The sequence below is a fragment of the Rhizobium herbae genome (genome assembly GCF_019511375.1).
GTDB classification, from domain to species: domain Bacteria; phylum Pseudomonadota; class Alphaproteobacteria; order Rhizobiales; family Rhizobiaceae; genus Pararhizobium; species Pararhizobium herbae_A.
The window spans coordinates 354,378-379,641 of record NZ_JAEUAO010000004.1 but is presented as its reverse complement, the minus strand read 5'-3'; the positions used below and the strand labels follow the sequence as shown (position 1 = coordinate 379,641).

Below are 25,264 nucleotides of genomic sequence, written 5' to 3'. Positions count from 1 at the left end.
TGTTTCACTTCTTCGGCATGGCGGCGAGCGCGGCGAGAACCTCTTCCACCATCACCTCCTTCTTCACATCGCGGGAGATCACGGTGAGGTCCGCCTCGGCATAGATCGGGTAGCGGGCGTGCATCAGCTTCTCGAGCGTCTGCTTCGGGTTTTCGGTCTTGAGCAACGGCCGCGTGTCACGCTTGTTGACGCGTTCCCACAGCACATCCAGTTCGGCATTGAGCCAGATCGACAAGCCTTGCTTCTTGATATGCCTGCGGGTCCGCTCGTTGATATAGGCACCGCCGCCGGTGGAAACGACTCGCGGACCGGTGTTCAGCAGCCGCTTGATGACGCGGGTTTCCAGCGCACGGAACTCTTCCTCGCCATAGGCTGCGAAGAGCTCGCTGATCGTCATGCGCGAAACACGCTCGATCTCATGATCGGAATCGATGAAGGGAATGCCGAGCGCGGCTGCCGTCATCCGGCCGACCGCCGATTTTCCGGCGCCCATCAGGCCGATGAAGACGAGGTTCCGCCGGCCGAGCGCGGCCTTCGCCCGTTCGATCAGCGCCTCGGAGACCGGTTCCATCACGTCGCTCATTAAGTTCAAATTCCCCGTTCCGTTCCGGTATCGACAAAACGGCGAGGAGCGTCAAGACATGGCTGCGGCATGACGCAGGCATGATGCAGAAAAGTGTGAAGCGGCAGGGCAACATCATACTCCGCGCCGAGCCGGCAGTTCTTGCACTTGCGAACAGTCATGGGCATATAGGCGCAAGCCCCAGGAGTAAAAAATGCCCACCCTTTTCCGGTTCCTGTTCATCTGCGCTTTGATTGCCGGGGTGATTTACGGAAGCATGGTGGCGCTTGTGACCTTCGTCGATCCGGTGGAGCGCGACGTCACCATCCGCATCCCCTCCGAACGGATCAACAAGGCGCGATGATCGACCTCTCCGCCGCCCATATGGAATCCTTCCTGGAGATGATGAGCGCCGAGCGAGGTGCTGCCAGCAACACGCTTCTATCCTATGAGCACGATCTGGAAGATGCCTATTCCTTCCTGAAACAGCGCGGCGTCAAGCCGACCGAGGCTGCCTCGGACGATCTGCGCGCCTATCTCGCCCATCTCGCCCAGCAGGGTTTCAAGGCTTCCTCACAGGCACGCAGGCTTTCCGCGCTCAGGCAATTCTACAAGTTCCTCTATGCAGAGGGACTGCGCACCGATGATCCAACCGGCGTACTCGATGCGCCGAAGAAAGCGCGCGCCCTGCCGAAGGTGCTGAGCATCGACGATGTCTCACGGCTGATCGGGCAGGCGGAAATCGAGGCGGCACGGAAGGACGGCGACGTCATCGGCCGGTTGCGGATGCATGCGCTGATCGAACTGCTCTATGCGACCGGCATGCGCGTCAGCGAATTGGTCGCCCTGCCCGCCTCCGTGCTTGCCCAGAACGGCCGCTTCCTCGTCATTCGCGGCAAAGGCAACAAGGAGCGGATGGTGCCGCTTTCGCAATCGGCCATACGCGCCCTGCAAGCCTATGGCGCTGAAATGGCAAGGAGCAACGCCGGGCAGAAGACATCGCCCGAAAGCCCATGGTTGTTCCCCTCCTCCGGCAAGGCCGGCTATCTGCCGCGGCAGGTGTTTGCCCGCGATCTCAAGGGGCTGGCGTCCCGCGCCGGTATCCGCGTCGCGGCGATCTCGCCGCACGTGCTGCGCCACGCCTTTGCCAGCCATCTGCTTGCCAACGGCGCGGACCTTCGCGCCGTACAGGAACTTCTCGGTCATTCGGACATTTCGACGACACAAATCTACACCCATGTGCTCGAAGAGCGGCTGCATCAGCTGGTCCAAAATCATCACCCCCTTGCCAAACAGGCGAAAAAACAGGATTAGGAGCGCCAGAACCCTTCGCGAAGACATTGGGATCATCATGTCCGCGGCCATTGGCGCAATATGATCGGAAACGCATCTCATGCACAATTATCTCGATTTCGAAAAACCAATCTCTGATCTCGAAGGCAAGATTCACGAGCTGAAGAAGATTGCCAGCGAAGACGAGAGCATCGACACGACCGACGAGGTGGAGCGCCTTGAAGTGCGCGCCCGCGAGGCGATGGCCGAAATCTATTCCAAGCTGAACCCCTGGCAGAAGACGCAGGTCGCGCGCCATCCGCAGCGCCCCCACTTCCAGGAATATGCCGCAAGCCTCTTCACCGAATTCACGCCGCTTGCCGGCGACCGCAAGTTCGCCAACGACGAGGCGATCCAGGCCGGTCTCGCGCGCTTTCGCGGTACGCCTGTCGCTGTTATCGGCCAGGAAAAGGGCAACGACACGAAGTCGCGCATCAAGCACAATTTCGGCAGTGCCCGTCCAGAAGGCTATCGCAAGGCGATCCGCGTCATGGAGATGGCCGACCGCTTCGGCCTGCCGCTGATCACCCTGATCGACACCGCCGGCGCCTATCCGGGCATCGGCGCCGAAGAACGCGGCCAGGCGGAAGCCATCGCCCGCTCGACGGAAATGTGCCTCAACCTCAAGGTCCCGATCGTCTCGGTGGTTCTCGGCGAAGGCGGTTCGGGCGGCGCGATCGCCATCGCCACCGGCAATCGCGTCTACATGCTGGAGCACGCGATCTACAGTGTGATCTCGCCGGAAGGCGCCGCCTCGATCCTCTGGCGCGACAGCACCCGCGCCAAGGAAGCGGCGACCAACATGAAGATCACCGCCGAGGACCTGAAGTCGCTCGGCATCATCGACGGCATCATCGGCGAGCCGGTCGGTGGCGCGCATCGCGATCCGGACGCGGTCATCGCAAAGACCGGCACGGTGATTGCCGATGCGCTGAAGGAACTGTCCGGACGCACCGGCGACCAGCTGCGCTCAGACCGCCGGCAGAAATACCTGGCGATCGGTCGCCAGCTTTAACATATCGGCATGTTTCGCCTGGCTACCCGCGCAGATTGAGCCCACGGTCCAACCTTGGCCACAATCTTGGCGTCTGGAACGACTGGCGTGAGGCGGGTCTGCAAGGTTAATATTTTGTGAAGTATAAGGACGTATTGATTCTCCGTGGACCGCCGCCGCGGGTACCTCACGCTCAGTAGTTTTTTCGATGGGCCTTTGCCGATGCGTCTGACACATCTTGTTGCCACCGCCGCCATCGCAGCGCTGCTCGCAGGCTGCACCGCCAATGAGGCGATGGATACGGTCGATGTCGATCTCAAGAAGGTCTCGAGCAAGGTAAACTACCAGCTTTCCGGCAAGATCGTGCAGAAGATGCAGGCAATGAGCATGGCGAAGGAATCGCCGATCATGCTGCGCATCTTCAAGGAGGAAGGCGTGCTCGAGGTCTGGAAGGCGAATGCCTCCAACCGCTTCGAAATGCTGCGCCAGTACAAGATCTGCGCCTGGTCGGGCAAGCTCGGCCCCAAGGTCAAGGAAGGCGACCGGCAGGCGCCGGAAGGCTTCTATCCTATCACACCGGGCCAGATGAACCCGAATTCGAGCTACTACCTGGCGATCAACACCGGCTTTCCCAACCGTTTTGACCAGGCCAACGGCCGCTACGGCACCAACCTGATGATCCATGGCGCCTGCTCCTCGTCCGGCTGCTACTCGATGACCGACGAGCAGATGCAGGAAATCTTTGCGCTCGCCCGCGACGCCTACAAGGGCGGCCAGCAGGCTATCCAGCTGCAGGCCCTGCCCTTCCGCATGACTGCGGAAAACATGGCGCGACATCGCAACAGCCCTCACATCGGCTTCTGGAACATGCTGAAGCCCGGCTACGACCAGTTCGAGATCACCAAGCGACCGCCGGAAGTCAACATCTGCGAGAAGAAGTACGTCTTCAACCAGCAGACCGACGGCAAGTTCAGTCCGACCGGGCCTTGCCCGGCGATGTCGACGCCGGCGGTGATGCAGGGCGCACTTGCCGCCTACAACAAGAAATACAATGAAGACTACGCCAAGGCGATGAAGAAGCTCGACGGCATGGTCTGGTACGAACCGAGCGAAGCCGAACGCAAGGCGATCGTCGCCAAGCAACGTGTCGGCAAGGAACTGGCCTATGCGCCGACCGGCACCTCGCTCGATGCCGGCAAGCTGATGAAGGTCGCCGACCTCGAAAAGCAGGAAGCCCGCCGGGCCGAGCTTGAGGAGGCAAGGAAGGCGATCGAGATCCAGAAAGCCGAGCTGGAAAAAACCACCCGCAATGGCAAGAGCGTGCCCGTGCCGGCCGAAAACCCGCTGCCGCGCCCGGTCGAAACGGCCTCGGTCGAGCAGACGGCCGACAGGAAGAGCTTCTGGGGCGGCCTGTTCTCCAAGAGAGGCGACGATGCGCAGAAGCTGCAGCCTGCTGCGGCGGCGCCCGTTGACGCCGCACAGCAACCGGCAGCCGTCGCCACGGCCGGGCCGGCTGTCGCAGAGACGGCACGGAAACCGGCTGAAGCGGCGGCTCAGGCAGGAACCGCGACCGAGGCTGCACCGGTGGCTGAGCAGGCCGTCATCGTGCAGGCGCCGGCCAGCAAGGGTTTCTGGGGCCGTCTATTCTCCAAGGACAGTGCTGATGCGCGGAAACCAGAGTTCGTAGGTGCAGCGTCCGCTGACATCGCAATTCAACAGCCCGCGCAGCAACCCGCGAACAGCGCCGTTCAACAGGAGGCAGCCGTCGCCGCCACTCCGACGGCAGTCTCCAAGACCACACAGAAGCCCGCCGAAGCGGCGCAACAGGCAACCACCGCAAACGAAGGAGCACCCGTTGCCGAACAGGTCGTTGCCGAGCAGCAACCGAAGAAGCGGCCGTTCTGGAAGCTCTGGGGCAATTGATGCCCGACGCCGACAGCCTGATTTATGATCTCAAGGGACTGAAATGCCCCTTGCCGGTGTTGAAGACCCGCAAGCGCATGAAAACCCTTGCGCCCGGCGCGCTGATCATCGTCGAGACGACGGACCCGCTAGCCATCATCGACATTCCGCATTTCTGCACTGAGGACGGGCATAGCTTAGAGCATTCCGAGGCGCTGGCCGTTGGTCATCGGTTCGTGATCCGCAAGAAGGCCTGACGCGCTGTTTAGTCCGCCGGACCGTCATCTGCAGCCAGATTATGGTCTTCCCATTGGCTTTTGGGGATTGCATCGCCGACCAGGAAAGCAAACGAAACAACCTCTTTCAGGTCCGCTGTGACATCGCAGGTGAAGCCGATAGTGTACCATTGCCGCTTGCTGCGGAACGCGCCTCCATCGGCCGTAAGTTTCTGTCCCGACAGTTTCGTATCGGCCATTGCATAGGCCACCACAAAATCCGGTTGGAACTCGGGTTTCCAGATATGGACCTGTTCCATCGCCTCGATATTGCAGAGTTGCACGACGCGCTCGGACGACGCCAGTTCCTGCAGCGCCTTGCGCGCCTTGGCGCTGCGCGGATCAGCCAGGACTGTTGCGGATCTGAGGTTCGTCGCCTGGACCATGCCGCCGGGGTCGGGTCGCGGCCGGGCGCCCGGCACTTTGCCGACGTCAGGCACGGTATTTTTAACAATCGACTCGGCCGGCTCATCGCTCCGCGGCCCGACGCTCGCTTGGATGATCGGCGATTGGTTCGCCGCGTCGAACTGCTGCTCTGTCAGGACATCGACGGTTACGCTCTCCTCCAACGGTGTGGTCTGCCGGCGCGGCACCACGGCGAAGAGCAGAGCAAGCCCGATCAGAATGTGAAAGCCGAGTGAGGCGCCAAGTTCCCACGGGCTGGGCCGGCTGGATCGAAGCGCCGGTCCTGGCATGTCGCCGATGACTTCACCCGCCCGGAGAAACATGCCAGCCCTTTGCCCGCCGAAAGCTACATCCTGAGACCCGGTACCGCCAAAGGATTATCCTCCAGCGCCTGACGATCCGGGCGGTCGATGCGCGGCTTGCCGGTGAAGGCGTCGAACAGGTCCCGGACGAAAGCCTCCGGCAGACCCTTGGTGATCAGCACCATGCGGGTGCGCCGGTCCGACGGGTCCGGCCAGCCGGCCAGGCGCTGCGGCGGATGGAACACAGCCTGCACGCCGTGCAGGATCAGCGGCCTGTCCGGATTGTCGGACATGGCAACGATCGCCTTCATCCGAAGCAGTTTTTCGCCATGGGCGGAGCGCAGGAGGTCGACGAACATTTCCAGCGCCATCGGGTCGATCGGCCGGTCATGGACGATGCTGAAGGAGCGGATATCCGTGCCATGGCGGTTTTCGTCATGGCGGTGGTGGCCGTGATCATGGTGGTCATGGTCACAATGCGCATGGTCATGGTGATGGTGACCGTCATGCACATGGGCATGATCATGTTCGGCGACATCCTCGTCCTGCAGCCAACGGCCGACATCGGCGATCTTTGTTGCCGGATCATAAAGCCCGCAGTGAAAAAGCTCTGCCTTGGCGACTTCCGGCAGATCGCCGTCCATTATCGGAGCGCGCGGATTGAGGTCTCGCAGCCGTGCCTTCAGGGAGATGACAACATCGGGCGTCGCGAGCGACACCTTGCTGATGACCAGCCTGTCGGCCATGGCAACCTGCCTGAGCGCCTCCTCGTGGTTGGCAAGTGTCGAAAGCCCGTTGACCGCATCGACGACGGTAACCACACCATCCAGCCGGTAGCTCTGGGCGATCACCGGATTGCCCATCACCGATTGGAGCACGGGAGCCGGATCGGCAAGGCCGGTGGTTTCGATGACGACGCGCTTCAGCGGCTTGATCTTGCCCGTCTGCATCCGGTCCATCAGATCGGCGAGCGTATCGACCAGTTCGCCGCGCACCGTGCAGCAGAGGCAGCCATCCGACAGCTCGATGATGCCGTCGCTCGACGCTTCGACCAGCAGGTGATCCAGCGAGACATCGCCGAACTCGTTGATGATGACGGCGGTGTCAGTGAGATCAGGATCCTTCAGCAGCCGGTTCAGCAGCGAGGTCTTTCCGGCACCGAGGAAGCCGGTGAGGATCGACACCGGCACAGCATTGAGGACGGGGCTCATATCTTATCCGATCGGTAAAGGGCTCAAAAGACCGGGCGCGGGACCGGGATCGGAATATTGGCGACGTCGCCCTGTGCGGTCTCGGTCTGCCCGTTGACGTTTACAGCTTTTTCGGTGCCGGGGATAAGGCCGGCGGTAACCAGGTTCAGCGGGCGATTGATCTCATGGATGTAGGGCGAGAGCAGTTTTTGCCGGCCGACTTCGTCCCGGTTTTCGGAGCGAATCTTTGCAGCCTTCGGATTGCAGATTTCCTTGCTGACGTCGGCGACCATGTCGCGGGTCTCGCCATAGGGCGCGATCTGGCCGAGGCCGGGCTTGCCGACGCCGGTAGACGTCAGGCCGAGTTGCAGCAACCGGGCCGATTCGTCCGCCCTGCTGCCCAGGCTGTCGGCGCCGAGCACGACGGAAACGACGGCGCGGCCGTTACGCGTCGCCGAGGAGACCTGGTTGAAGCCGGAGGCGCAGATGAAGCCGGTCTTCATCCCGTCGGCGCCATCGAAGCGGCCGATCAGCATGTTGAGGTTGGGATAGTTCTTCTTGCCCGTTGTGAAGCCTTCATAGGCAAAATAGGGGGCATATTGCGGGAACTCGCGCTTGATGGTGACCGCCAGCACGGCGAGGTCGCGCGCCGTCGTGTACTGGCCGGCACCCGGCAGACCGTTCGGGTTGATGAAATGCGAGGAGGTCATGCCGATCCGCCGGGCCTCAGCGTTCATCAGGTTGACGAAGGCGGGCTCGGAGCCTGCGACCGTCTCGCCGATCGCGACCGCGATGTCGTTTGCCGATTTGATCAGCATCATCTTCAGCGCGCTGTCGAGCGTCACGGCCTGGCCGGGCTTGTAAAACATCTTGCTCGGCGGCTCGCCCGCCGCATTCTTCGATATCACGACCGGCGACTCGAGCGTCAACTGGCCGGACTTCAGGGCGCGGAACGTTGTATAGGCCGTCATCAGCTTGGTGAGCGAGGCCGGATACCACTTCTGGTAGATATCCTGCTGCTCGTAGACCTTCAGCGAGTTGACATCGACGACCAGCTTTGGATTGGCTGCGCCCGGCATGGCAGTCGCCAGAAGCGAAGCGCAGGCACCCGCCAGCACCGAGAACAGCTTCATCTTGCCACCTGTCCGGTTTCCATTCGTCACCACAATCAGACCTCGAAATTTCGGGAATTGCCTCGTATCGTCCGGCTATTTAACCTATATGGCGAGGTAATGGCAAAGACCAATCTTCCGCGCCAATGCCAAAATCCCGCACCCTATGCCCGCAATGGACCCACAGGAACCCACAATGCCCATTCTCAACCGCGCAGCAGAGCTCCAGAACGAAGTCACCGAATGGCGGCGACACCTGCACACGAAGCCGGAACTCCTGTTCGCCGTGGAAAATACGGCAGCTTTCGTCGAAAATAAACTGAGGGAATTCGGGGTCGACCAGATCGTCACCGGCCTTGGCCGTACCGGTGTCGTCGGCCTGATCAAGGGCAAGCTCGGCGAAGGCCGGACGATCGGCCTGCGCGCCGACATGGACGCCCTGCCGATGACCGAGACGAGCGGCAAGCCCTGGGCTTCCACCGTGCCAGGCAAGATGCATGCCTGCGGCCATGACGGCCACACCGCCATGCTGCTGGGTGCGGCGAAATATCTGACCGAGACCCGCAATTTCAAGGGCGCGGTCGCCGTGATCTTCCAGCCGGCCGAAGAAGGCGGCGGCGGCGGTAACGAAATGGTCAAGGACGGCATGATGGAGCGGTTTGCCATCGAGGAGGTCTACGGCATGCACAACATGCCGGGCATGCCGCTTGGCCGGTTCGGCACGCGCGTCGGCCCGATCATGGCCTCGACCGACGAATTCACCATCACCATCGATGGTCGGGGCGGCCATGCGGCCCAGCCGCACAGAACCGTCGACCCGATCGTCATCGGCTCGCAGATTGTCAATGCGCTGCAGACGATCGCCTCGCGCACCGTCGATCCGCTCGCCTCCGTCGTCGTCTCCGTGACCAAGTTCAATGCCGGCTTTGCCCACAACATCATTCCGGAGCAGGCGGTGCTCGCCGGTACCGTGCGCACGCTGATGCCGGAGGTCCGCGATCTCGCCGAAGCCCGCATCAAGCAGATTTCCGAAAGCCTTGGCTCCGCCTATGGCGCCAGGGTCACCATCTCCTACGGCCGCAACTATCCCGTCACGGTCAATCACCGCGACCAGACCGGCCATGCGCTGGCGGCAGCCTCCGAGATTGCAGGGGAAAGCAAGGTCTCGGCCGATCTCGACCCGATGATGGGCGGCGAGGATTTCTCCTACATGCTGCTTGCCCGCCCCGGCGCCTTCATCTTCATCGGCAACGGCGATACGGCCGGCCTGCACAACCCCGCCTACGACTTCAACGACGAGGCTATCCCGCACGGCATCTCCTATTGGGTGAAGCTCGCAGAAATTCGGCTGGCGGCGTGACGGCTCCGGGAGTGCGCCGATGCATGAAATAGACAAGATCGACCGGCGGATCCTCAATATCCTCCAGGCGGACGGGCGGATCACCAATCTCGAACTGGCCGACCGGATCGGTCTGTCCCCGACCGCAACCAGCGAGCGGCTGCGCCGCCTCTTGAAGGAAGGCTACGTCTCGGGCTTCGGCGCGCGGCTCGATCCGCACAAGCTGGGCTTCGGCCTGCTCGTCTTCATTGAGGTCATGCTCGACAAGACGACGCCGGAAGTCTTCGACAAGTTCGCCATCGCCATCAAGCAGGCTTCAGCAGTGCTCGAATGCCATATGGTGGCCGGCGGCTTCGATTATCTCGTCAAGACCCGCTTCGAGGACATGCACGCCTACCGCAATTTTCTGGGGCAGGTGCTCTGGACGCTGCCCGGCGTCAAGGAAACGCGCACCTATGCGGTGATGGAAGAGATCAAGAACGACGGACCGCTGCCGCTGGTTTGAGGCGGCTTCCAGACGGGTAAGCAACGCGGGGCCATGGCCTCGAAGGCATGGCACACTCCTGATCCCCCTTTCAAACCGCCAAGGTTGCGCATACGCTTCGGCGGCGCTCGATCATCGAGCATTCTTGAGAGGGGTCACATGAAGAAGATCATCGTCACCGCCGCGTTCCTGCTGGCGGCTACGGCCGCATCTGCCGTGAATGCGCAAACCGTCAACGCCGGCACATATACAGTGGAAGGCACCAATCTCGACGGATCGAGCTATTCCGGCACCGCGGAAATAACACTGGCCAGCGAGACGACCTGCGTCATCGAGTGGGAGACCGCGGGTGTCAAATCGAGCGGCGTCTGCATGCTCAACGGCAACGCTTTTGCCGCCTCCTATGTGCTGGAGGACGCTTTGGGGCTGATCGTCTACGAGGTCAAGGGCAATGGGACGCTCGAGGGGAGGTGGACGATCACCGGCAAGGATGGCTCCGGTACGGAAACGCTGACGGAAGCCAATTGACGCCTTGGCGGGACGGACCTAGGGGCATCCGAAACGCCTCCTTCCAGACTGAGAAAGCCGGCACGCCATCTCGGCGCGTGCCGGCTCCGAACGTCGGAAGGTTCGCAAACCCCGCGGCCTACAGCGTCGCCATGTCGATGACGAAGCGGTAGCGCACGTCGCTCTTGATCACGCGCTCATATGCTTCGTTGACCTGGTCCATGCGGATCAGCTCGATCTCCGAGACGATGTTGTGTTCGCCGCAGAAATCGAGCATCTCCTGCGTTTCCTTGATCGAACCGATCATCGAGCCGGCGATCGAGCGGCGGCCCGGAATGAGCGAGAAGGCATGCACCGGCACCGGATTTTCCGGAACGCCGAGCAGGACGAGCGTTCCGTCCACCTTGAGCAGGCCGAGATAGGCGTTCCAGTCGATTTCCGCCGAGACGGTGCACAGGATCAGGTCAAACGTGCCGGCGAGCGTCTTGAAGGTTTCCGCATTGCTGGTGGCGTAATAGTGATCGGCACCGAGCTTCAGGCCGTCTTCCTTCTTCGAGAGCGACTGGCTGAGCACGGTCACCTCTGCGCCCATAGCGTGCGCGAGCTTCACGCCCATATGGCCAAGACCACCCATGCCGACGATCGCCACCTTCTTGCCGGGACCAGCACCCCAGTTGCGCAACGGCGAATAGAGCGTGATGCCGGCGCACAGCAGCGGCGCCGTCGCTTCGAAAGGCAGATGCTCCGGAATGGACAGCACATAGCCTTCCTTGACGACGATGTGATCGGAATAGCCGCCCTGGGTCGGCGTCTTTCCGTCCGCCTCAACGCCGTTATAGGTAGGCACGAGGCCAGGCATGTACTGTTCGAGATCCACGTCGCGGCTGGCACAAGTGGTGCAGCTATCGACAAAGCAGCCGACGCCGACCCGGTCGCCCACCTTGAATTTCGAAACCTTCGATCCGACAGCGGTGACGATGCCGGCGATCTCGTGGCCGGGAACCATCGGAAACATCGAGTTGCCCCATTCGTTGCGGGCCTGATGAATGTCCGAGTGGCAGATGCCGGAATATTTGATACTGATGACAACGTCGTCCTCGCGCGGTTCGCGCCGTTCGAACGTGAAGGGTTGCAGCGGTTTCGACGCATCCGTCGCCGCATATCCTCTTGCCAGGGCCATGGGTCACTCCTTTATGTCATGAAGCGGGGACTGAGACGGAGGCGCGAGCGGCCTCTCCCCGAAGCGCACTATGCAGGCAACGGCGAACGGGTGTTAGAGCAATCCTGCAAAATTATTGTACGATCCTGCAAAACATCTCGCCGGCGTTTTGCAGACGCGTGTTAAAAGACTATCTCTCGAAATGCGTGATGAAGTCTAAATGGCTGGAAAGACTTTCGATTATGACAGATTCAAGAACCCCGCGCAGTCAGGAACTGATTGATCTTATTGCCCGTTTCGCCAAGGAAGACGGCGATCATCAAACCCCGATCCCAGGTTTGAGCGTCCACAGGCGTTCAGGAACGGGCATGAAGGCCTGTGGTGCCTACAAGCCGAGCCTGGCGCTGATCGTCCAGGGAGCAAAACAGGTGGCGCTCGGCGACGATATCTACCGCTATGGCCGCGGCGACTACCTGCTCACCTCGATCGACCTGCCGGTCACCACCCAGATCGTCGAGGCTACCGTCGAAAAGCCGTATCTGAGCATGACATTCCAGATCGACACCACCAAGATCGCCGGTTTCGTGGACCAAGCCGGTCAGGCGGATCGCAGTTCCATCCCAGCCGCCCGCGGCATGGCGGTGAGCGAGCTAACGCCTGAGCTCGAAGATGTCGCCACGCGACTGCTGCGGCTGCTGGACCGGCCGCACGACGTTGCGGTCCTGCTTCCCCTGATCGAGCAGGAGATTCTCTATCGCCTCTTGACGGGACCGCAGAGCGGTCGCCTGCGCCAGATGGCCGTCACCGACAGCCAGTCGCACCAGATCAACCGTGCCTGCATCTGGCTGAAGGAGCATTACGCACGGCCGCTGAAGATCGAGGAACTCGCCAGCCGCGTCAGCATGAGCGTGTCCTCGCTGCACCATCATTTCAAGGCGATCACCGCCATGAGCCCGATGCAGTATCAGAAGCAGTTGCGCCTGCAGGAAGCGCGCCGGCTGATGCTGGAAGAGATGCTCGATGCAGGATCGGCCGGCCATCAGGTGGGTTTTGAGAGCCAGTCGCAGTTCAGCCGCGAATATGCCCGGCTGTACGGCGAGCCGCCGCGGCGCGATGTCGGTCGCGTCCGCCGCAGCCTGATGGACCGGCTGACAGGCGGTGTGGAAATGCTGAGCGAGGGATAGGCCTCCGCGTTCGGGAAGCGAACTGGGCGCCCGCCCTTGCCGGTCAGGATCGGCCGATCTTAGCGCTCGTTAAAATTGTCGGCTTTCTCACGCCATTTCCTTTACGGCATTTCCGTAGCATTCTTGCACACAGAGGCGAGGAACATGTGATGGCAAGTCACCGAAGAGATGCATATTCGGCGTTCGCAGAAGATCATCGGCAGCTGGGAGCCGCGAAAGGTCCCCTCTCGCCGACGCTGCGCATAAAGGCGCTTGCCGCAGCCGTACTGGCTGGCGCGCTGTTCTGGGGCGCGGTGATCTATTTCATGATCCGCTGAGACGCGTTGCCCATCCCGGCACGGTGCCTTGCCGCTGCCCGGTAGATTGGCGAACCTCCAGAGTCCACATTTTCCACGCCCGCAACCGCGCAGTCGCGACCGGCCTTGCAGGCGTATCGCCAATCCGTTTGCCGCCATTGCGCTCGAAAACCCGGCTGACACGGTTTTACAGCGCGAAACAATTTGCGATGACTTTTTTCGGAACGATCGCCCCTCCTCTCGCATTGTGGACCACATGGCCATGACAAAACGAAAGGAGTGAGCCATGAAAACCAAGATCCTGATCCTCTCCGCTGCCGCTCTCGGCATGATGTCCACCGCTGCGCTCGCTGAGGATGGCGCCATCACCGGTGCTGCCGGTGGCGCGGTCACGGGCGCCATCGTCGGCGGCCCGGTCGGCGCTGCTGTCGGTGGCGTTGTCGGCCTGGCGGCCGGCGCCGCTCTCGACCCGCCGCCGCAGAGGGTGGTGACCTATGTCGAACAGCAGCCGCTGCAGCGGTCGGTGGTCATCAAAGAGCCGTTGGCGGTCGGCAAGCCGATCCCGCGCGACGTCGTCCTGATGCCCGTTCCGGAAGACACCCGCTATTCCTATGCGGTGGTCAACAACCAGCGCGTGATCGTCGATCCGAGAACCCATACGGTCGTACAGATCATGCAATAAAGCGGCAGCTAAGCGAATTGAAAGGGCGGACGGCTGTCCGCCCTTTTGTTTGAGGAACCCCGACCCTTCGCCGCGCTTTACATGCCGATAAAAGGACCGGACATTTGGCCGAGATAAAGTATAAAGTGAGCTTGGACGAGGGAAGCGATATGAGGAAGATACTCATTCTGGCGTGCGCCGTCGCGCTGGGGTCCTGCACGCCGTCGGAGGTGGAACCGATCCCCGGAAGCATCACCTACGGCGGCCAGCCGCGCACGAAGCTGACGAAAGCCCCGATCGGCAGCACGTTCACCCATCAGATGATGGACGAAACCGGCCGAATGGCCATCGAGACCTACAGGATCGAGGCAGACCGCTCGTTGACGCTGATCAGGCGGCAACGCATCCACCCCGACTTTTTCGCACACGATTGAGGACGTGGTTGCGTCGATCAACGACATGTCGAACGAATAGGCGACCGCCACTCGGCGAGTCCTCACTATGCGTCGGGCCGGACAATGAAAATGGTAGCGGGAGAGGGACTCGAACCCCCGACACGCGGATTATGATTCCGCTGCTCTAACCACCTGAGCTACCCCGCCGCCGGAACGTTGACATGGGCCTTGGCCGCTGTCGTCGCCGTCAGTGGGGCGGCTTATAAGGTGCGGTTCATGCCGGTGTCAAGCGGAGGCGTTTTAAAAAATTGGAAGTTTTCCAATGGCCGTGCACGCCGAGCAAGCGCGGCCCGGCGCCGCGCCCTGCTCACGCGGCGGCCGAGCTGCGCAGCAGGTCCTTCAACGCTGCCTCGGCGGCCGCTTCGCGTTCGGAGCGCAGGATGAAACCGCCGCCATAGACGCGGGCGTCCTCGCCGGTGCCGGAATAGAGCGCGCAAGCCTGCCCGGGGGCAACGCCCGCTTCGCCTTCCATGAGTTCGACGGAGATGCCGCCCGCATCGGCGTGCAGGATGGCGGGTGCCGGCTGGCGCGTCGAGCGCACCTTGGCGAAGCAGGCAAAACCGCCTGCCGCGACTTCATGGATATCGCCGTCGCCCAGCCAGTTGACGTCGCGCAGATAGACGCGGCGCGTCTCCAGCGCTTCCTTCGGGCCGACGATGACGCGACGCGAGCGGGCGTCGAGATGCACCACATAAAGCGGTTCGCCGGTGGCGATGCCGATGCCGCGGCGCTGGCCGATGGTGTAATGCAGGATGCCCTCATGGCTGCCGAGAACCCGGCCGTCGAGATGGACTATATCGCCCGACAGGGCGGCATTCGGCTTCAGCTTCGAGACGATATCGGAATATTTGCCCTGCGGTACGAAACAGATGTCCTGGCTGTCGGCCTTCTTGGCGACGACCAGGCCCATCTCTTCGGCCAGCGCCCGGGTTTCGGCCTTGGTAAGGCTGCCGAGCGGGAAACGCAGATAGTCGATCTGCTCCTGCGTCGTGGCAAAGAGGAAATAGCTCTGGTCGCGATCGGCATCGGCCGGCCGGAAGAGCGCGCGGCGGCCGGGCGCGCCGGCTTGAGGATTTGCCCTGGAGCGGATGTAATGCCCCGTCGCCAGGGCATCGGCGCCAAGTTCGCGCGCGGTCGCGAGCAGATCGGCAAACTTGACCGTCTGGTTGCATGCGACGCAGGGGATCGGCGTTTCGCCGGCGACATAGCTTTCCGCAAAGGGATTGATGACGGTCTCGCGAAAGCGCTGTTCATAGTCGAGCACGTAATGCGGAATGCCGAGGACTTCGCAGACGCGGCGCGCGTCGTCGATATCCTGGCCCGCGCAACAGGAACCGGCCCGGTGCACGGCAGCGCCATGATCGTAGAGCTGCAGGGTGATGCCGAGGACATCGTAGCCCTCGCGCTTCAGGATGCCGGCCACGACGGAGGAATCGACGCCGCCGGACATGGCAACGACGACGCGCGTATCTTCGGGCTTGCGGTCAAAATCGAGACTGTTCACGGCTTCCAATCCGGCATTCCGGTCCATCGGCGGGTTTTAGCACTTATGCGCGACCATACCCTGTTTCCTGCAAACGGCCAACGCCGCAGCGACGCGGGCATCGGCGAGCCTGTCCGCAAGCCCGCTATATAGAAAGTCGCGAGGCAATGGACAAGAGAGCGTTGAAAGCGTGCTTCAGATCAGCTTCATCCGCATGGCGCGGGCAATCGCCTGCATCCGGTTGACGGCATCAAGCTTGCGTGTCGCGGTCTTGAAATAGCTGGAGACGGTGTAGACGGAGATGCCCAGGATGATGGCGATCTCGTCGCTGCTCTTGCCGGCCGCCGCCCAGCGCAAGCATTCGATCTCGCGGGCCGACAGCCTGTCGCGCACCGGGGACCCGGCCTCGAAGGTGCGTTCGAGAGTTTCGAGCAACTGCAGCAGGGTCAGGTAGAGATCCGCGGTCTCTGCCCTGTCGGGCTCGGCGCGGGTACCGGAAAGGAGGACGGCAAAAGCCTCGCCGGTCGTCGTATGCATGAGGACGGCAAAGGCGTTGCGCATCGCCGGGCCCGCAAACAGCGTACCGATCGCATTGACGCCCTTTTCACCTTGGGCGTTCATGAGGAGGGCGGCTTCACCGAAAATCGGCAGCTTTGTCCGGCGCAGGCACTCGACCAGCATGCTGGCGTGGAACACCGTGGCCGCATCATATTGCCGTACCGTATCGGAGGGCCAGTTGCTCAGCACAAGACGCTCGGCAAAGCGCTGTTGCTCGCCGGAGGGAAGGCGCGTGATCATGAAGTGGCTGAAGCCGAACGTCGCCGTGCAGTGGCGCATCAGGTGCAGCACTTCATATTCCGTCTGGACTGCGGAACTGTTCATGCCGGAAAGGAAATCAGCATACGCCTCGCTCCGCAAGGCCAGCCTGTCATGGTCGCTCATAATTTCGATCACCACTTGCCGGCCCAGGCCGCCGGCGCGTCAAGAAAAATTCTCGTCCCGGTATTTCTCTTAAAGCAGCACGGTCGGCCAAACAGCGACAAGACTGCGAAAGTGTCGGGAAAACACACGATCGAAGCAACAGACCGGAGCTTGGAAATAATGTGATGCTGAGAGCGCATTGCTGAGCATCGAACGCGGTGTATCTACCAGATTTTCTATCAGACTGTACTGATATATTTGCATGGCTCCCATGTGGACGCCTTGTTGAGAGCCTCCATCAGCTTGCAACAGGGATAAGAGAGTGCAGTTAAAAACTATTTGCCCTTGCGGGACACGTCCCCGACCGGCCTGAAGCGCAGGGGCGGACAAATCTCAGGTCCATTGGCAGCAACACCCCGGAAGCCTCTAAAATAATGAGCAAATTGTTACCGTGCGCTTAGGCAAATGTTAAATGTGGCAAGGTAGGTTGCACGTATATGGTCTTGAGTATGTGTAGAGAGTCCAATGACCGAAATGATACGACCCCGCGTGAAATATGTCATCGGACCCGATGGCAGCCCCTTGACGATTGCAGACCTGCCGCCGGCCAATACCCGCCGCTGGGTCATCCGCCGCAAGGCTGAAGTCGTCGCCGCCGTTCGTGGCGGGCTTCTGAGCCTGGAAGAAGCCTGCGAACGTTATACCCTGACCGTCGAAGAATTCCTGTCCTGGCAGTCCTCCATCAACGACCATGGCCTCGCCGGCCTGCGCACGACGCGTATCCAGCAGTATCGCCACTAATCGACTCGCCAAGCGAAACCATTTTCGGGCGGTTGCCATGAACCCGGCAACCGCCCGACGCATTTTCATCTACCAGCCACCCTTCGCGTTCTGCTCGCGGCATGCCATATATCCACAAGCAGACAATCCGGATGGGTGGCCCATGAATATCGAACTTGAGGAAGCCGGCTCGCACGGCCGCTACAGTGTGACGGTTGAAGGTCACACCGCTGAAATGACCTATTCCCGGTCATCGCCGCAGCTGATCATCATCGATCATACCGCCGTCCCCGACGCGCTGCGCGGCAAAGGCGTCGGTCAGGCGCTCGCTGCCCATGCGATCGAGGCGGCCCGCAAAGGCGGCTGGAAGATCATTCCGCTCTGCCCTTTCATGCGCGCCCAGACGCTGCGCCACGCCGAATGGCGGGACGTCGTCCAGGGCTAGGACTGCGCCGCCCCGACGCAACGCGCCAAAAAAAGCACAAGGCCCTCCTCACGAACTTGAGACAAGTCCGTCAGAAGGGCCTTTTTGCGCGCTGAGTGCTTTAAGCGCGCATGCGAACGCCACTGTCGCGCTCTTCGAGCGCGGCCGCCTTGGCGAATTCCGCCTGGACTTCCTCCAGCGCCAGTTCCGCCGCATCCTGTTGCACCTTCAACTCACGAACCGAGACCTGCAGGTTGTCGGCCCGCTGCCGGGCAGCCTTGGCAAACGTCGGATAGGCAAAATGCGAAGGATCGAAAATGCCGGACTTCTTCTCTTCGAACGTGATCTGGTTTTCCAATTCCTTGGTCATCCGCTCAAATTCGGCCATCATCATTTGAAGCTGGTTCAACTGACGCTGTTTCTCCTTCACCTGAAATTCCTTCAGGCGAACAAGGCTCTCACGTGACTTCATACGCAATACTCCCGTGATGCGAGACCCCGGTTACCGGATTATGGCCCGTCCAACCGACCTGCCGTGTCGGAAAATGAAAAAATTTCCAGCGATCTTAACAAAATCCTACCGCTGGTAACCTTTCGTTTACGGGCATCGTTAATCATAGGGACGATCATTTAAGGGTCAGTAAATGCCGGATGTTAAATTTGATGTTCGGCATAGATTGAGTCGGATGAGTCAGATAGCCGATTTTCTTAATGTGGCGCATTAAGGATGTCATTCTGGATTCACCTTGAAAATCAGAGGACTGCAAAAAATATTTAACATTTCCGATACACCTTGCCAGAGTGAATCAGAATTTGTTAACCATTTGCTGGCAGCCTCCAAATCAGGCAACGACTGGATCCGTATCGCGTAAGGGGGCCATCAACGACCTTTCGGCGGCGGAAAAGGGGACAATTATGCGGGTTCTACTGATTGAAGACGACAGCGCCACAGCGCAGAGCATCGAACTGATGCTCAAGTCGGAAAGTTTTAACGTTTACACCACCGATCTCGGTGAAGAGGGCGTCGATCTCGGCAAGCTCTATGACTACGACATCATTCTGCTCGATCTCAACCTGCCGGATATGTCCGGATACGAGGTTTTGAGAACGCTGCGCCTGTCCAAGGTCAAGACGCCGATTCTCATCCTCTCCGGCATGGCCGGCATCGAAGACAAGGTTCGCGGCCTCGGCTTCGGCGCCGACGACTACATGACCAAGCCTTTCCACAAGGACGAACTCGTCGCCCGCATCCATGCGATCGTCCGCCGCTCCAAGGGCCATGCGCAGTCGGTCATCTCGACCGGCGAGCTCATCGTCAACCTGGATGCCAAGACTGTCGAAGTCGGCGGCCAGCGCGTTCACCTGACGGGTAAGGAATACCAGATGCTGGAGCTTCTCTCGCTCCGCAAGGGCACCACCCTTACCAAGGAAATGTTCCTCAACCACCTTTACGGCGGCATGGACGAGCCGGAACTGAAGATCATCGACGTCTTCATCTGCAAGCTGCGCAAGAAGCTGGCCAATGCCGCAGGCGGCGCGAACTATATCGAGACCGTCTGGGGCCGCGGCTATGTGTTGCGCGAGCCGGACGGCGATTACGCCGAAAGCGCCTGATTTTCGCCGAGCATTAGCTGACGGCGCCCGCATTCCGCATATGCGGGGCGCCGTGGTTGGTCGTGCCGAAGTGAATGTGAGAACCCGCCGGAAATGGCGGGTTTTTCCGTTTCTGGACCGGGATGCGTCGAGACGCCGACCCAACCGGCCAAAACGCACATAAAAAAGCCGCGACCCGAGGCAGCGGCTCAGCTGGCGGAATGGAATGGATATTGCTCAGGCGGCAACCGAAGGGCTGCCGAAAACGCTGGTCAGGATCTTGCGATCGAAGGGCTTCAGGAGGAAGTCGTCGGCACCCGCCCGCTTGCCGGCCATCATCTTCTTCAGGTCGGCTTCGACGACGCAATAATAAATGCGCACGGTCTTGCCGTTGGGCAGGTTGCGGATATTGGCGATGAGGTCCAGCGCGCCATCAAGAGCTGCATCGACGATGATGATATTCGGCAATTCCGCTTCGCAACGCACGAGTGCTTCAAGGCCGTTGGCGGCCTCGGAGACCAGGAAATTCAAGCCGGAGAGAATGCGCTTTCCGACCTTGCGTACGACGTCAGAATCATCGGCAATCATTAACCGTTGCATCTCTAGCTCCTTCTTTATACTTAAGCGGGAGTCATTCCCTCACAACAACCGTAGGCGGGTTTGGCAAAGATTTTGTTACCGCAGCAGCTAAAAAGCGATTAATTTCGAAATCCTCAGGCTTCGTTCACCCTTGCGGAAAAGACGATCTCCTCCGGCGTCGAATCGACCGCGATCTCCATGCCTGCCTCCTCGGCAAGCAGGACCGTGTAATAGGGCTGGATCGTGTGTGCATCGACAGCTTCTTCGAGCGTGCCGGACAGAAGTTCGACGAGCTTCGGCGGCACGCGCATCATCCGGCCCCTGGCGATCAGCTTGAAGACCGCGTCATATTCAGGGTTTTCCAGCACGACCTCGATCGAGCCGCCGCGCGGAATGGCGCCATAGGCGATGAGGAAAAGATTGAGCAGCAGCTTCACCCGGTTCTTGGCGATGATCACACGCGGGCCGGTCCAGGTGACTTCGGTCTTTTTTTCGACGGAGGCGAAATCCTTCGCCGCCTTCTCGGCCTCGCCGGTATCGATCGAGGCGCCAACCGAACCGGAAGCGCCGAAGGCGAGCCGCGCGAACTTCAGCCGGACGGAGGCATTGAGCGCGCTGGTGCGGATCAAATCCATGGCATCGGCATCCGCTCCACCCTCGTCCAGAAGCTCGAGGCCGTTGTTGATGGCGCCGACGGGAGAAATGATGTCATGACAAACGCGGCTGCACAGTAGCGCTGCGAGATCGGGACCGGTCAAGGTCAGGTTCGGGTTCTTTCCCATATCGTTTCCTCAATAGCCGTCTTTCGGCTTCCGGCTCATAAGCGTGGTCTGGCGGCTGGCGCGATGCTTGCCCGGCACTTGTGTAGCCCGCGAAGATTGCGCGGACATAGCGTCAAGGGCGAAGACCATAAAGACACCACATTTGGTAAACCGATTGTTAAGATCATCGGTTCAAATTGCTGACAATCAGCCCGGACCCGCCACAAGGCGGACCGGGGTAAGACAACGGCCCGCAAATGAACGCGCGTGGCCGCTCCCGAGTTACGGAGAAAGCTATGCAACGGATCGCCAATGCCGTGAAAACCCTCCTCCTGCGCACACTCGTGACGTTGACGGCTGCTTTGAGCCTTGTGACCGCTTCGCATGCGCAGAGTGCCAACGGCAACCAGTACAGCATGCAGGAAATCGTCGACGCCGGTCACGGCTTCTTCGGATCGACCGCCGGCGGCCTTGCCAAGGTGGTCGAGAACGCATTTTCCAAATACGGCCTGCCGAACGGCTACATCCTTGGCCAGGAAGGCTCCGGCGCTTTCGTAGCCGGCCTCACCTACGGCGAAGGCGACCTCTACACAAAGAATGCCGGACAGCACAACGTGTTCTGGCAGGGCCCGTCGCTCGGCATCGACTGGGGCGGCCAGGGCAGCCGCGCGATGATGCTGGTCTACAACCTTCCGGCGGTTCCCTCGCTCTACAAGCGCTTCGGCGGCGTCTCCGGCTCGGCCTATGTGGTCGCAGGCGTCGGCATGACCGTGCTGACCGATGACAACATCGTGCTGGTACCGATCCGCACCGGGGTCGGCGCACGGCTGGGCATCAATGTCGGCTATTTGAAGCTCACCGAGCAGCCGACATGGAACCCTTTCTGAGGTAATGGCGCGGCTATTGTTTGCATCATTTGTTCAGCGGACGCGTCTTGCAAAAAAGGCGCGTCCGCGACTATTTGAAATGATAGTGTGGGTGCGCTTACGAACCTGGTGAGACGAGAACCATCCCGTGTGCTTCGAATTGAAATGGCCGGCCCTTGATTGAATTCGCACTCCTGTTTGCGCTCGGTTTCCTGACGGCGGCCATTCTCGGCCTTCTGGCTGCGCCTGCCGTTTACAAGCGCATCGTCCGCTTCGCCGAAGATCGGCTGAAGGCAACGATGCCGCTGTCTCCACAGGAAGTGCGGGCACAGAAGGATGCGGCCCGCGCCGCTTATGCCGCGGAAAATGCCCGCACCAGTCAAGTGCTGAAGCGCGAACGCGACAAGACCGTTACCCTGATGCTGCAGAATGACGCCGTGCTGAAAGACGCCCGGCGCCTCGCCGGCGAGAATGCCGATCTGCACACCCAGATTGCCGACATGAATGTCGAGGCGGCCGACCTGCGCTCCACCGCCCGCCAACTGGAGCAGACGATCGAGCGGCTGAAAGCCAGTCTGGCGGACCTGGAGCGCGACAACGTCAAGAAAAAAGACGACATCAGGACTTTGCAGCGTCAACTGGATCATTTCACCGCCGATCTCGACAACCTGAAGATCGACGCCGTCACCTCCGATACGGAGGCGGAAAACCTGAAAAGCCGCATTGCCGGGTTGAGGGATGAGCGTGATAACCTGCGCAACGAACTGAGAGCGGAAAGCGCCAGGGCGCGCGAACTGGAAGTCCGGCTTGCCCGCGACGAAACCCGCATCCGCCAGTTCGAAGCCAAGCTTGCAAAGGCAATTGCGGCCAACGCGGACAAGGATAACTTCCTGGAGCGCCGAGGAGCGGAAATCGAGCGCTTGAAGGCAAAGATCAGGGATGCCGGCGCTGCCGGCCCGGCGATGCCGGTGCGCAAAGATAAAAGGCCTTTGGCAGAAGTATCCGCCGCTGGCGGTCTGCACGTCGACGCGAAGGCTACAGCCGACCAGTCCCGCCCGACGAGTGCCGCGATCGACCTGTCTGCACCAGAGGAAGCCGCCCGCAACCGGGCGGCTGCTCTGTCGGAACGACTGGTCAATTCAAGAACGGCGTCTCACGACGACGCCCTGCGGGAAGAAATCGCCGAAATCGCAGCGACCATGGTGGTGTTGACGGCGGCAAAGGAGGGCCCGGCCTCGCCGATACCGGCCCTTCTCACCCCCGCAGGCGCTCAAACCGACCGAAGCGGCAAAAGCCTCGCCCGCCGCGTCAAGAACATGCTGCCGCCCGAACAGCCATAAACGCGGTCAAATAAACCCGTTGATCATCGCCACCTGATGCAGCGCAATGCCGGTCGCCGTCGCGACGTTGAGGCTGTCGAGGCCGGGTCGCTGGCGAATGCGGGCCGTGCGGATCGTGGACAGGATATGCTGCGGCAGCCCCTCGCCTTCCGTACCCACCAGAAGCGCGGTGCGCGGCGAAGGCGCGATGTCGCGCAGATCGGTTTGCCCGCGCGGCGACAGTCCCCAGATCGAGAATCCCTCCGCCTGCAGTCTCGACACGAGCGCGGTAACCGAGCCTTCGCGGGCAAAGGGGACGGTCAGGACCGAACCGACGGACACGCGGATCGCCTTGCGGTACATGGGATCGCAACTGGTTTCGTCCAACAGCACCGCGTCGGCACCGAATGCCGCGGCATTGCGGAACATCGACCCCATATTGTCGTGATTGGAGATGCCACAGGCGGCCAGCACCAGGCTTTTCGCGGATAGGCCACCGATCAGGACATCCATTCGAGGTGCTTGGTCACGCCGCCCGAGCGCCATCACACCACGATGCATGTTGAAGCCGGCAATGGCATCGAACACCGGGGCATCGGCGACGTAGACGGGAATATCGGCCGGGAAGTCAGCGAGAATATCACTGACACCGCTGACCCGGTTTTCGAGCAGCAGGATTGCCTCGGCCGCCACACCCCGCTCCGCCCGATGCGCGGCGGCAAGCATGCGCAGCACGACGGTTCCCTCGGCGATGAACCGGCCATGCCGCCCGGTAAGATCCTTTTCCTTGATCGAGACGAAGCCGGCGATGCGCGGATCGGCCGGGTCGTCGATACGGACGGGGGCGTTCGTCACGAGCCTATCCCGCTCAGTTCGGCTTGACGGTCACATCCGCGACAACGCGGCCCGCAGCGATATCGAACACGATAGCCTTGCGGTCTCCGCCACCAACCGCCCCGTAGAACAGGATCTGGCCGCCCGACAAGGCCACGTTCGACACCTCGAACCCGGCCGGCAGCGCGGCAACCGCAGTCTGGGGGGCGTCGCTTGGAACGGAAACGGCGGCCGTTTGCGGGCCATCCTGGTCGCTCAGCCGTGTTAGCTTGTAGACAATCGCTCCAAGCACGACCATAAGCATCACCAACATGACACCGGCCGAGACAAGCTGCAGGCGGATCATCTTGCGGCGCACGTTCTCCATCACCGGATCGAGCGGCTTTTCTTCCTGTTCGTCTGGTTTCTGAGTAGACATGGCTGGCCTTTACATGCGGAATGGAACGAAGAATGAGCGATCCCTTTAAACAAGCCCCGGCGATTAGGAAAGTGCTGACCGCAAATGAGGACGCAAGCGGGCGCATGGACGCGTTCCTGACGGAGGCGCTGGCCGGCGAGTTTTCCCGCAACCGCATCAAAGGCCTGATCGAGCAGGGCGAGGTCACCGTCAACGGCAAGACCGTGACGGAGGCGAAAAAGAAGGTGCAACCGGGCGACGTCTTCGAGATCGGCCTGCCGGAACCGGAAGATCCCGAACCCAAGGGCGAAGATATCCCCCTCGACGTGCTCTACGAGGATGACGACCTTATCGTGCTGGTCAAGCCGCCAGGCCTTGTCGTTCATCCCGGCGCCGGAAACTGGACCGGCACGCTGGTCAATGCGCTGATCCATCATTGCGGCGACAGCCTGTCGGGCATCGGCGGCGTCAAGCGCCCCGGCATCGTCCATCGCCTGGACAAGGATACCAGCGGCGTCATGGTGGTGGCCAAGAACGATGCCGCGCACCGGCATCTCTCCGACCAGTTTGCCGACCACGGCCGCACCGGGCCGCTGGAGCGCGCCTACATGGCCGTCGTGTGGGGGCGGCCACGCGGCCTCAAGGGGACGATCGATGCGCCACTCGGCCGCGCCGGCGACCGCGTCAAGCGTGCCGTCAAGCAGGAAGGTACGGATGATGCGCGCGAGGCGATCACCCATTACGAGGTCATCGAGCGCTACCACGAAAAGCCCGATGCGACGGCGCTCGCTTCGATGGTCGAATGCCATCTCGAAACCGGCCGCACGCACCAGATCCGCGTGCACATGGCCCACATCGGTCACCCCCTGATCGGCGACCAGGATTATGGCGCAGCGTTCAAGACCAAGGCCAATCTGCTGCCCGATGCAGCAAAAGCCGTCGTTAACCGCTTCCCCCGCCAGGCGCTGCACGCCTTCATGCTGGCCTTTGAGCACCCGTCAACCGGCGAAACCATGCATTTCGAATCGCCGGTTCCCGACGATATGCGTGAACTGGTCGAGGCACTGCGCGGTTGAAGCACGCCACGGCTTCAGAAAACATGCATCCTTTTGCGGCTTGGGGCGTTCTACCAATCTGCGAAAGGAGAG

The 25,264-nt window shown here is 61.2% G+C and carries 29 protein-coding genes, 1 tRNA gene and 1 pseudogene; 18 read left to right on the top strand and 13 right to left on the bottom strand.

Annotation, left to right across the window (positions count from 1 at the left end; genetic code table 11):
• Positions 1 to 4 precede the first annotated feature (4 nt).
• Positions 5 to 583, bottom strand: a complete 579-nt coding sequence (locus JNB71_RS18620; protein WP_220373281.1) for a shikimate kinase — start codon at positions 581 to 583, stop codon at positions 5 to 7.
• Positions 584 to 776: 193 nt separating this feature from the next.
• On the opposite strand from JNB71_RS18620, the gene JNB71_RS18615 reads away from it, so the two are divergent.
• The 5 genes and pseudogenes from JNB71_RS18615 (at position 777) to JNB71_RS18595 (ending at position 5,047) form a co-directional block, all read left to right on the top strand.
• The gene (locus tag JNB71_RS18615; protein ID WP_220373280.1) at positions 777 to 926 is read left to right on the top strand and encodes a hypothetical protein; all 150 of its coding nucleotides are present in this window, start codon (positions 777 to 779) and stop codon (positions 924 to 926) included.
• Positions 923 to 1,876, top strand: coding sequence for a site-specific tyrosine recombinase XerD (xerD, locus tag JNB71_RS18610; RefSeq protein ID WP_220373279.1), 954 nt, complete (start codon positions 923 to 925; stop codon positions 1,874 to 1,876). The genes JNB71_RS18615 and xerD overlap by 4 nt, the downstream gene beginning before the upstream one ends.
• A gap of 79 nt (positions 1,877 to 1,955) precedes the next feature.
• Positions 1,956 to 2,909: an acetyl-CoA carboxylase carboxyltransferase subunit alpha gene (locus JNB71_RS18605; protein ID WP_018327799.1), complete on the top strand. Its 954-nt coding sequence runs from the start codon at positions 1,956 to 1,958 to the stop codon at positions 2,907 to 2,909.
• A 201-nt stretch (positions 2,910 to 3,110) separates the two neighbouring features.
• A pseudogene (locus JNB71_RS18600) lies at positions 3,111 to 4,472 on the top strand (L,D-transpeptidase family protein); the annotation flags it as partial.
• A gap of 338 nt (positions 4,473 to 4,810) precedes the next feature.
• Entirely contained in the window at positions 4,811 to 5,047 is a 237-nt protein-coding gene (locus JNB71_RS18595) for a sulfurtransferase TusA family protein (RefSeq protein ID WP_220373277.1), read from the top strand.
• Positions 5,048 to 5,055: 8 nt separating this feature from the next.
• On the opposite strand, the gene JNB71_RS24535 is transcribed toward JNB71_RS18595, so the two are convergent.
• Genes JNB71_RS24535 through JNB71_RS18580 form a run of 3 tightly spaced genes read right to left on the bottom strand, consistent with a single transcriptional unit; the run spans position 5,056 to position 8,080 of the window.
• Positions 5,056 to 5,760, bottom strand: coding sequence for a DUF930 domain-containing protein (locus JNB71_RS24535; RefSeq protein WP_223215908.1), 705 nt, complete (start codon positions 5,758 to 5,760; stop codon positions 5,056 to 5,058).
• A gap of 56 nt (positions 5,761 to 5,816) precedes the next feature.
• Positions 5,817 to 6,983 carry a CobW family GTP-binding protein gene (locus tag JNB71_RS18585; protein ID WP_220373276.1) on the bottom strand — a complete coding sequence of 389 codons (1,167 nt, stop codon included), beginning with the start codon at positions 6,981 to 6,983 and terminating at the stop codon, positions 5,817 to 5,819.
• A gap of 23 nt (positions 6,984 to 7,006) precedes the next feature.
• Complete coding sequence (locus JNB71_RS18580; RefSeq protein WP_220373381.1) at positions 7,007 to 8,080, bottom strand: D-alanyl-D-alanine carboxypeptidase family protein; 1,074 nt, start codon at positions 8,078 to 8,080, stop codon at positions 7,007 to 7,009.
• 190 nt (positions 8,081 to 8,270) lie between these two features.
• Between JNB71_RS18580 and JNB71_RS18575 the strand changes: the two genes are divergently transcribed.
• The 3 genes from JNB71_RS18575 to JNB71_RS18565 all read left to right on the top strand — a co-directional run bounded on the left by JNB71_RS18575 (position 8,271) and on the right by JNB71_RS18565 (position 10,425).
• Complete coding sequence (locus JNB71_RS18575) at positions 8,271 to 9,434, top strand: M20 aminoacylase family protein (RefSeq protein ID WP_220373275.1); 1,164 nt, start codon at positions 8,271 to 8,273, stop codon at positions 9,432 to 9,434.
• Between the two features lie 19 nt (positions 9,435 to 9,453).
• Complete coding sequence (locus JNB71_RS18570; protein ID WP_018327806.1) at positions 9,454 to 9,918, top strand: winged helix-turn-helix transcriptional regulator; 465 nt, start codon at positions 9,454 to 9,456, stop codon at positions 9,916 to 9,918.
• A 138-nt stretch (positions 9,919 to 10,056) separates the two neighbouring features.
• Positions 10,057 to 10,425, top strand: a complete 369-nt coding sequence (locus tag JNB71_RS18565) for a hypothetical protein (RefSeq protein ID WP_220373274.1) — start codon at positions 10,057 to 10,059, stop codon at positions 10,423 to 10,425.
• Positions 10,426 to 10,543: 118 nt separating this feature from the next.
• On the opposite strand, the gene JNB71_RS18560 is transcribed toward JNB71_RS18565, so the two are convergent.
• Positions 10,544 to 11,584 carry an NAD(P)-dependent alcohol dehydrogenase gene (locus JNB71_RS18560; protein WP_220373273.1) on the bottom strand — a complete coding sequence of 347 codons (1,041 nt, stop codon included), beginning with the start codon at positions 11,582 to 11,584 and terminating at the stop codon, positions 10,544 to 10,546.
• A 221-nt stretch (positions 11,585 to 11,805) separates the two neighbouring features.
• On the opposite strand from JNB71_RS18560, the gene JNB71_RS18555 reads away from it, so the two are divergent.
• From JNB71_RS18555 to JNB71_RS18540, 4 genes are all read left to right on the top strand, one after another.
• The gene (locus tag JNB71_RS18555) at positions 11,806 to 12,747 is read left to right on the top strand and encodes an AraC family transcriptional regulator (RefSeq protein WP_220373272.1); all 942 of its coding nucleotides are present in this window, start codon (positions 11,806 to 11,808) and stop codon (positions 12,745 to 12,747) included.
• Positions 12,748 to 12,896: 149 nt separating this feature from the next.
• Positions 12,897 to 13,064, top strand: coding sequence for a hypothetical protein (locus tag JNB71_RS18550; protein WP_220373271.1), 168 nt, complete (start codon positions 12,897 to 12,899; stop codon positions 13,062 to 13,064).
• A 265-nt stretch (positions 13,065 to 13,329) separates the two neighbouring features.
• Positions 13,330 to 13,725: a DUF1236 domain-containing protein gene (locus JNB71_RS18545; RefSeq protein ID WP_220373270.1), complete on the top strand. Its 396-nt coding sequence runs from the start codon at positions 13,330 to 13,332 to the stop codon at positions 13,723 to 13,725.
• A gap of 149 nt (positions 13,726 to 13,874) precedes the next feature.
• Entirely contained in the window at positions 13,875 to 14,138 is a 264-nt protein-coding gene (locus JNB71_RS18540) for a hypothetical protein (protein WP_220373269.1), read from the top strand.
• 91 nt (positions 14,139 to 14,229) lie between these two features.
• Here JNB71_RS18540 and JNB71_RS18535 read toward each other — a convergent pair.
• The 3 genes from JNB71_RS18535 to JNB71_RS18525 form a co-directional block, all read right to left on the bottom strand.
• A tRNA-Met gene (locus JNB71_RS18535) sits at positions 14,230 to 14,306 on the bottom strand.
• Between the two features lie 160 nt (positions 14,307 to 14,466).
• On the bottom strand, positions 14,467 to 15,690 hold the full coding sequence (gene mnmA / locus JNB71_RS18530) for a tRNA 2-thiouridine(34) synthase MnmA (RefSeq protein ID WP_220373268.1): 1,224 nt from the start codon (positions 15,688 to 15,690) through the stop codon (positions 14,467 to 14,469).
• A 147-nt stretch (positions 15,691 to 15,837) separates the two neighbouring features.
• Positions 15,838 to 16,584 (bottom strand): helix-turn-helix transcriptional regulator, encoded by a 747-nt coding sequence (locus JNB71_RS18525; RefSeq protein WP_220373267.1) that lies wholly within the window; start codon positions 16,582 to 16,584, stop codon positions 15,838 to 15,840.
• A 504-nt stretch (positions 16,585 to 17,088) separates the two neighbouring features.
• Between JNB71_RS18525 and JNB71_RS18520 the strand changes: the two genes are divergently transcribed.
• Both JNB71_RS18520 and JNB71_RS18515 read left to right on the top strand, forming a co-directional pair.
• The gene (locus JNB71_RS18520; RefSeq protein WP_018327815.1) at positions 17,089 to 17,364 is read left to right on the top strand and encodes a DUF1153 domain-containing protein; all 276 of its coding nucleotides are present in this window, start codon (positions 17,089 to 17,091) and stop codon (positions 17,362 to 17,364) included.
• 142 nt (positions 17,365 to 17,506) lie between these two features.
• Entirely contained in the window at positions 17,507 to 17,788 is a 282-nt protein-coding gene (locus JNB71_RS18515) for a GNAT family N-acetyltransferase (RefSeq protein ID WP_220373266.1), read from the top strand.
• Between the two features lie 100 nt (positions 17,789 to 17,888).
• On the opposite strand, the gene JNB71_RS18510 is transcribed toward JNB71_RS18515, so the two are convergent.
• Complete coding sequence (locus tag JNB71_RS18510; RefSeq protein ID WP_220373265.1) at positions 17,889 to 18,239, bottom strand: flagellar export protein FliJ; 351 nt, start codon at positions 18,237 to 18,239, stop codon at positions 17,889 to 17,891.
• Positions 18,240 to 18,682: 443 nt separating this feature from the next.
• On the opposite strand from JNB71_RS18510, the gene ctrA reads away from it, so the two are divergent.
• Positions 18,683 to 19,381: a response regulator transcription factor CtrA gene (gene ctrA / locus JNB71_RS18505; RefSeq protein WP_018327818.1), complete on the top strand. Its 699-nt coding sequence runs from the start codon at positions 18,683 to 18,685 to the stop codon at positions 19,379 to 19,381.
• A gap of 216 nt (positions 19,382 to 19,597) precedes the next feature.
• Here ctrA and JNB71_RS18500 read toward each other — a convergent pair whose 3' ends face one another.
• Both JNB71_RS18500 and chpT read right to left on the bottom strand, forming a co-directional pair.
• Positions 19,598 to 19,960: a response regulator gene (locus tag JNB71_RS18500; RefSeq protein WP_026203705.1), complete on the bottom strand. Its 363-nt coding sequence runs from the start codon at positions 19,958 to 19,960 to the stop codon at positions 19,598 to 19,600.
• Between the two features lie 113 nt (positions 19,961 to 20,073).
• Positions 20,074 to 20,721: a histidine phosphotransferase ChpT gene (gene chpT, locus JNB71_RS18495; protein ID WP_220373264.1), complete on the bottom strand. Its 648-nt coding sequence runs from the start codon at positions 20,719 to 20,721 to the stop codon at positions 20,074 to 20,076.
• Between the two features lie 275 nt (positions 20,722 to 20,996).
• Between chpT and JNB71_RS18490 the strand changes: the two genes are divergently transcribed.
• Together JNB71_RS18490 and JNB71_RS18485 are read left to right on the top strand one after the other, a co-directional pair.
• Positions 20,997 to 21,587 carry a DUF1134 domain-containing protein gene (locus JNB71_RS18490; protein ID WP_220373263.1) on the top strand — a complete coding sequence of 197 codons (591 nt, stop codon included), beginning with the start codon at positions 20,997 to 20,999 and terminating at the stop codon, positions 21,585 to 21,587.
• A gap of 155 nt (positions 21,588 to 21,742) precedes the next feature.
• Positions 21,743 to 22,906 (top strand): hypothetical protein, encoded by a 1,164-nt coding sequence (locus tag JNB71_RS18485; RefSeq protein WP_220373262.1) that lies wholly within the window; start codon positions 21,743 to 21,745, stop codon positions 22,904 to 22,906.
• 6 nt (positions 22,907 to 22,912) lie between these two features.
• On the opposite strand, the gene JNB71_RS18480 is transcribed toward JNB71_RS18485, so the two are convergent.
• Positions 22,913 to 23,740, bottom strand: a complete 828-nt coding sequence (locus tag JNB71_RS18480; protein WP_220373261.1) for a TrmH family RNA methyltransferase — start codon at positions 23,738 to 23,740, stop codon at positions 22,913 to 22,915.
• Positions 23,741 to 23,753: 13 nt separating this feature from the next.
• Positions 23,754 to 24,137, bottom strand: coding sequence for a hypothetical protein (locus JNB71_RS18475; protein WP_220373260.1), 384 nt, complete (start codon positions 24,135 to 24,137; stop codon positions 23,754 to 23,756).
• 32 nt (positions 24,138 to 24,169) lie between these two features.
• On the opposite strand from JNB71_RS18475, the gene JNB71_RS18470 reads away from it, so the two are divergent.
• Positions 24,170 to 25,192, top strand: a complete 1,023-nt coding sequence (locus JNB71_RS18470) for an RluA family pseudouridine synthase (protein WP_220373259.1) — start codon at positions 24,170 to 24,172, stop codon at positions 25,190 to 25,192.
• The last annotated feature ends 72 nt before the right edge of the window (positions 25,193 to 25,264 follow it).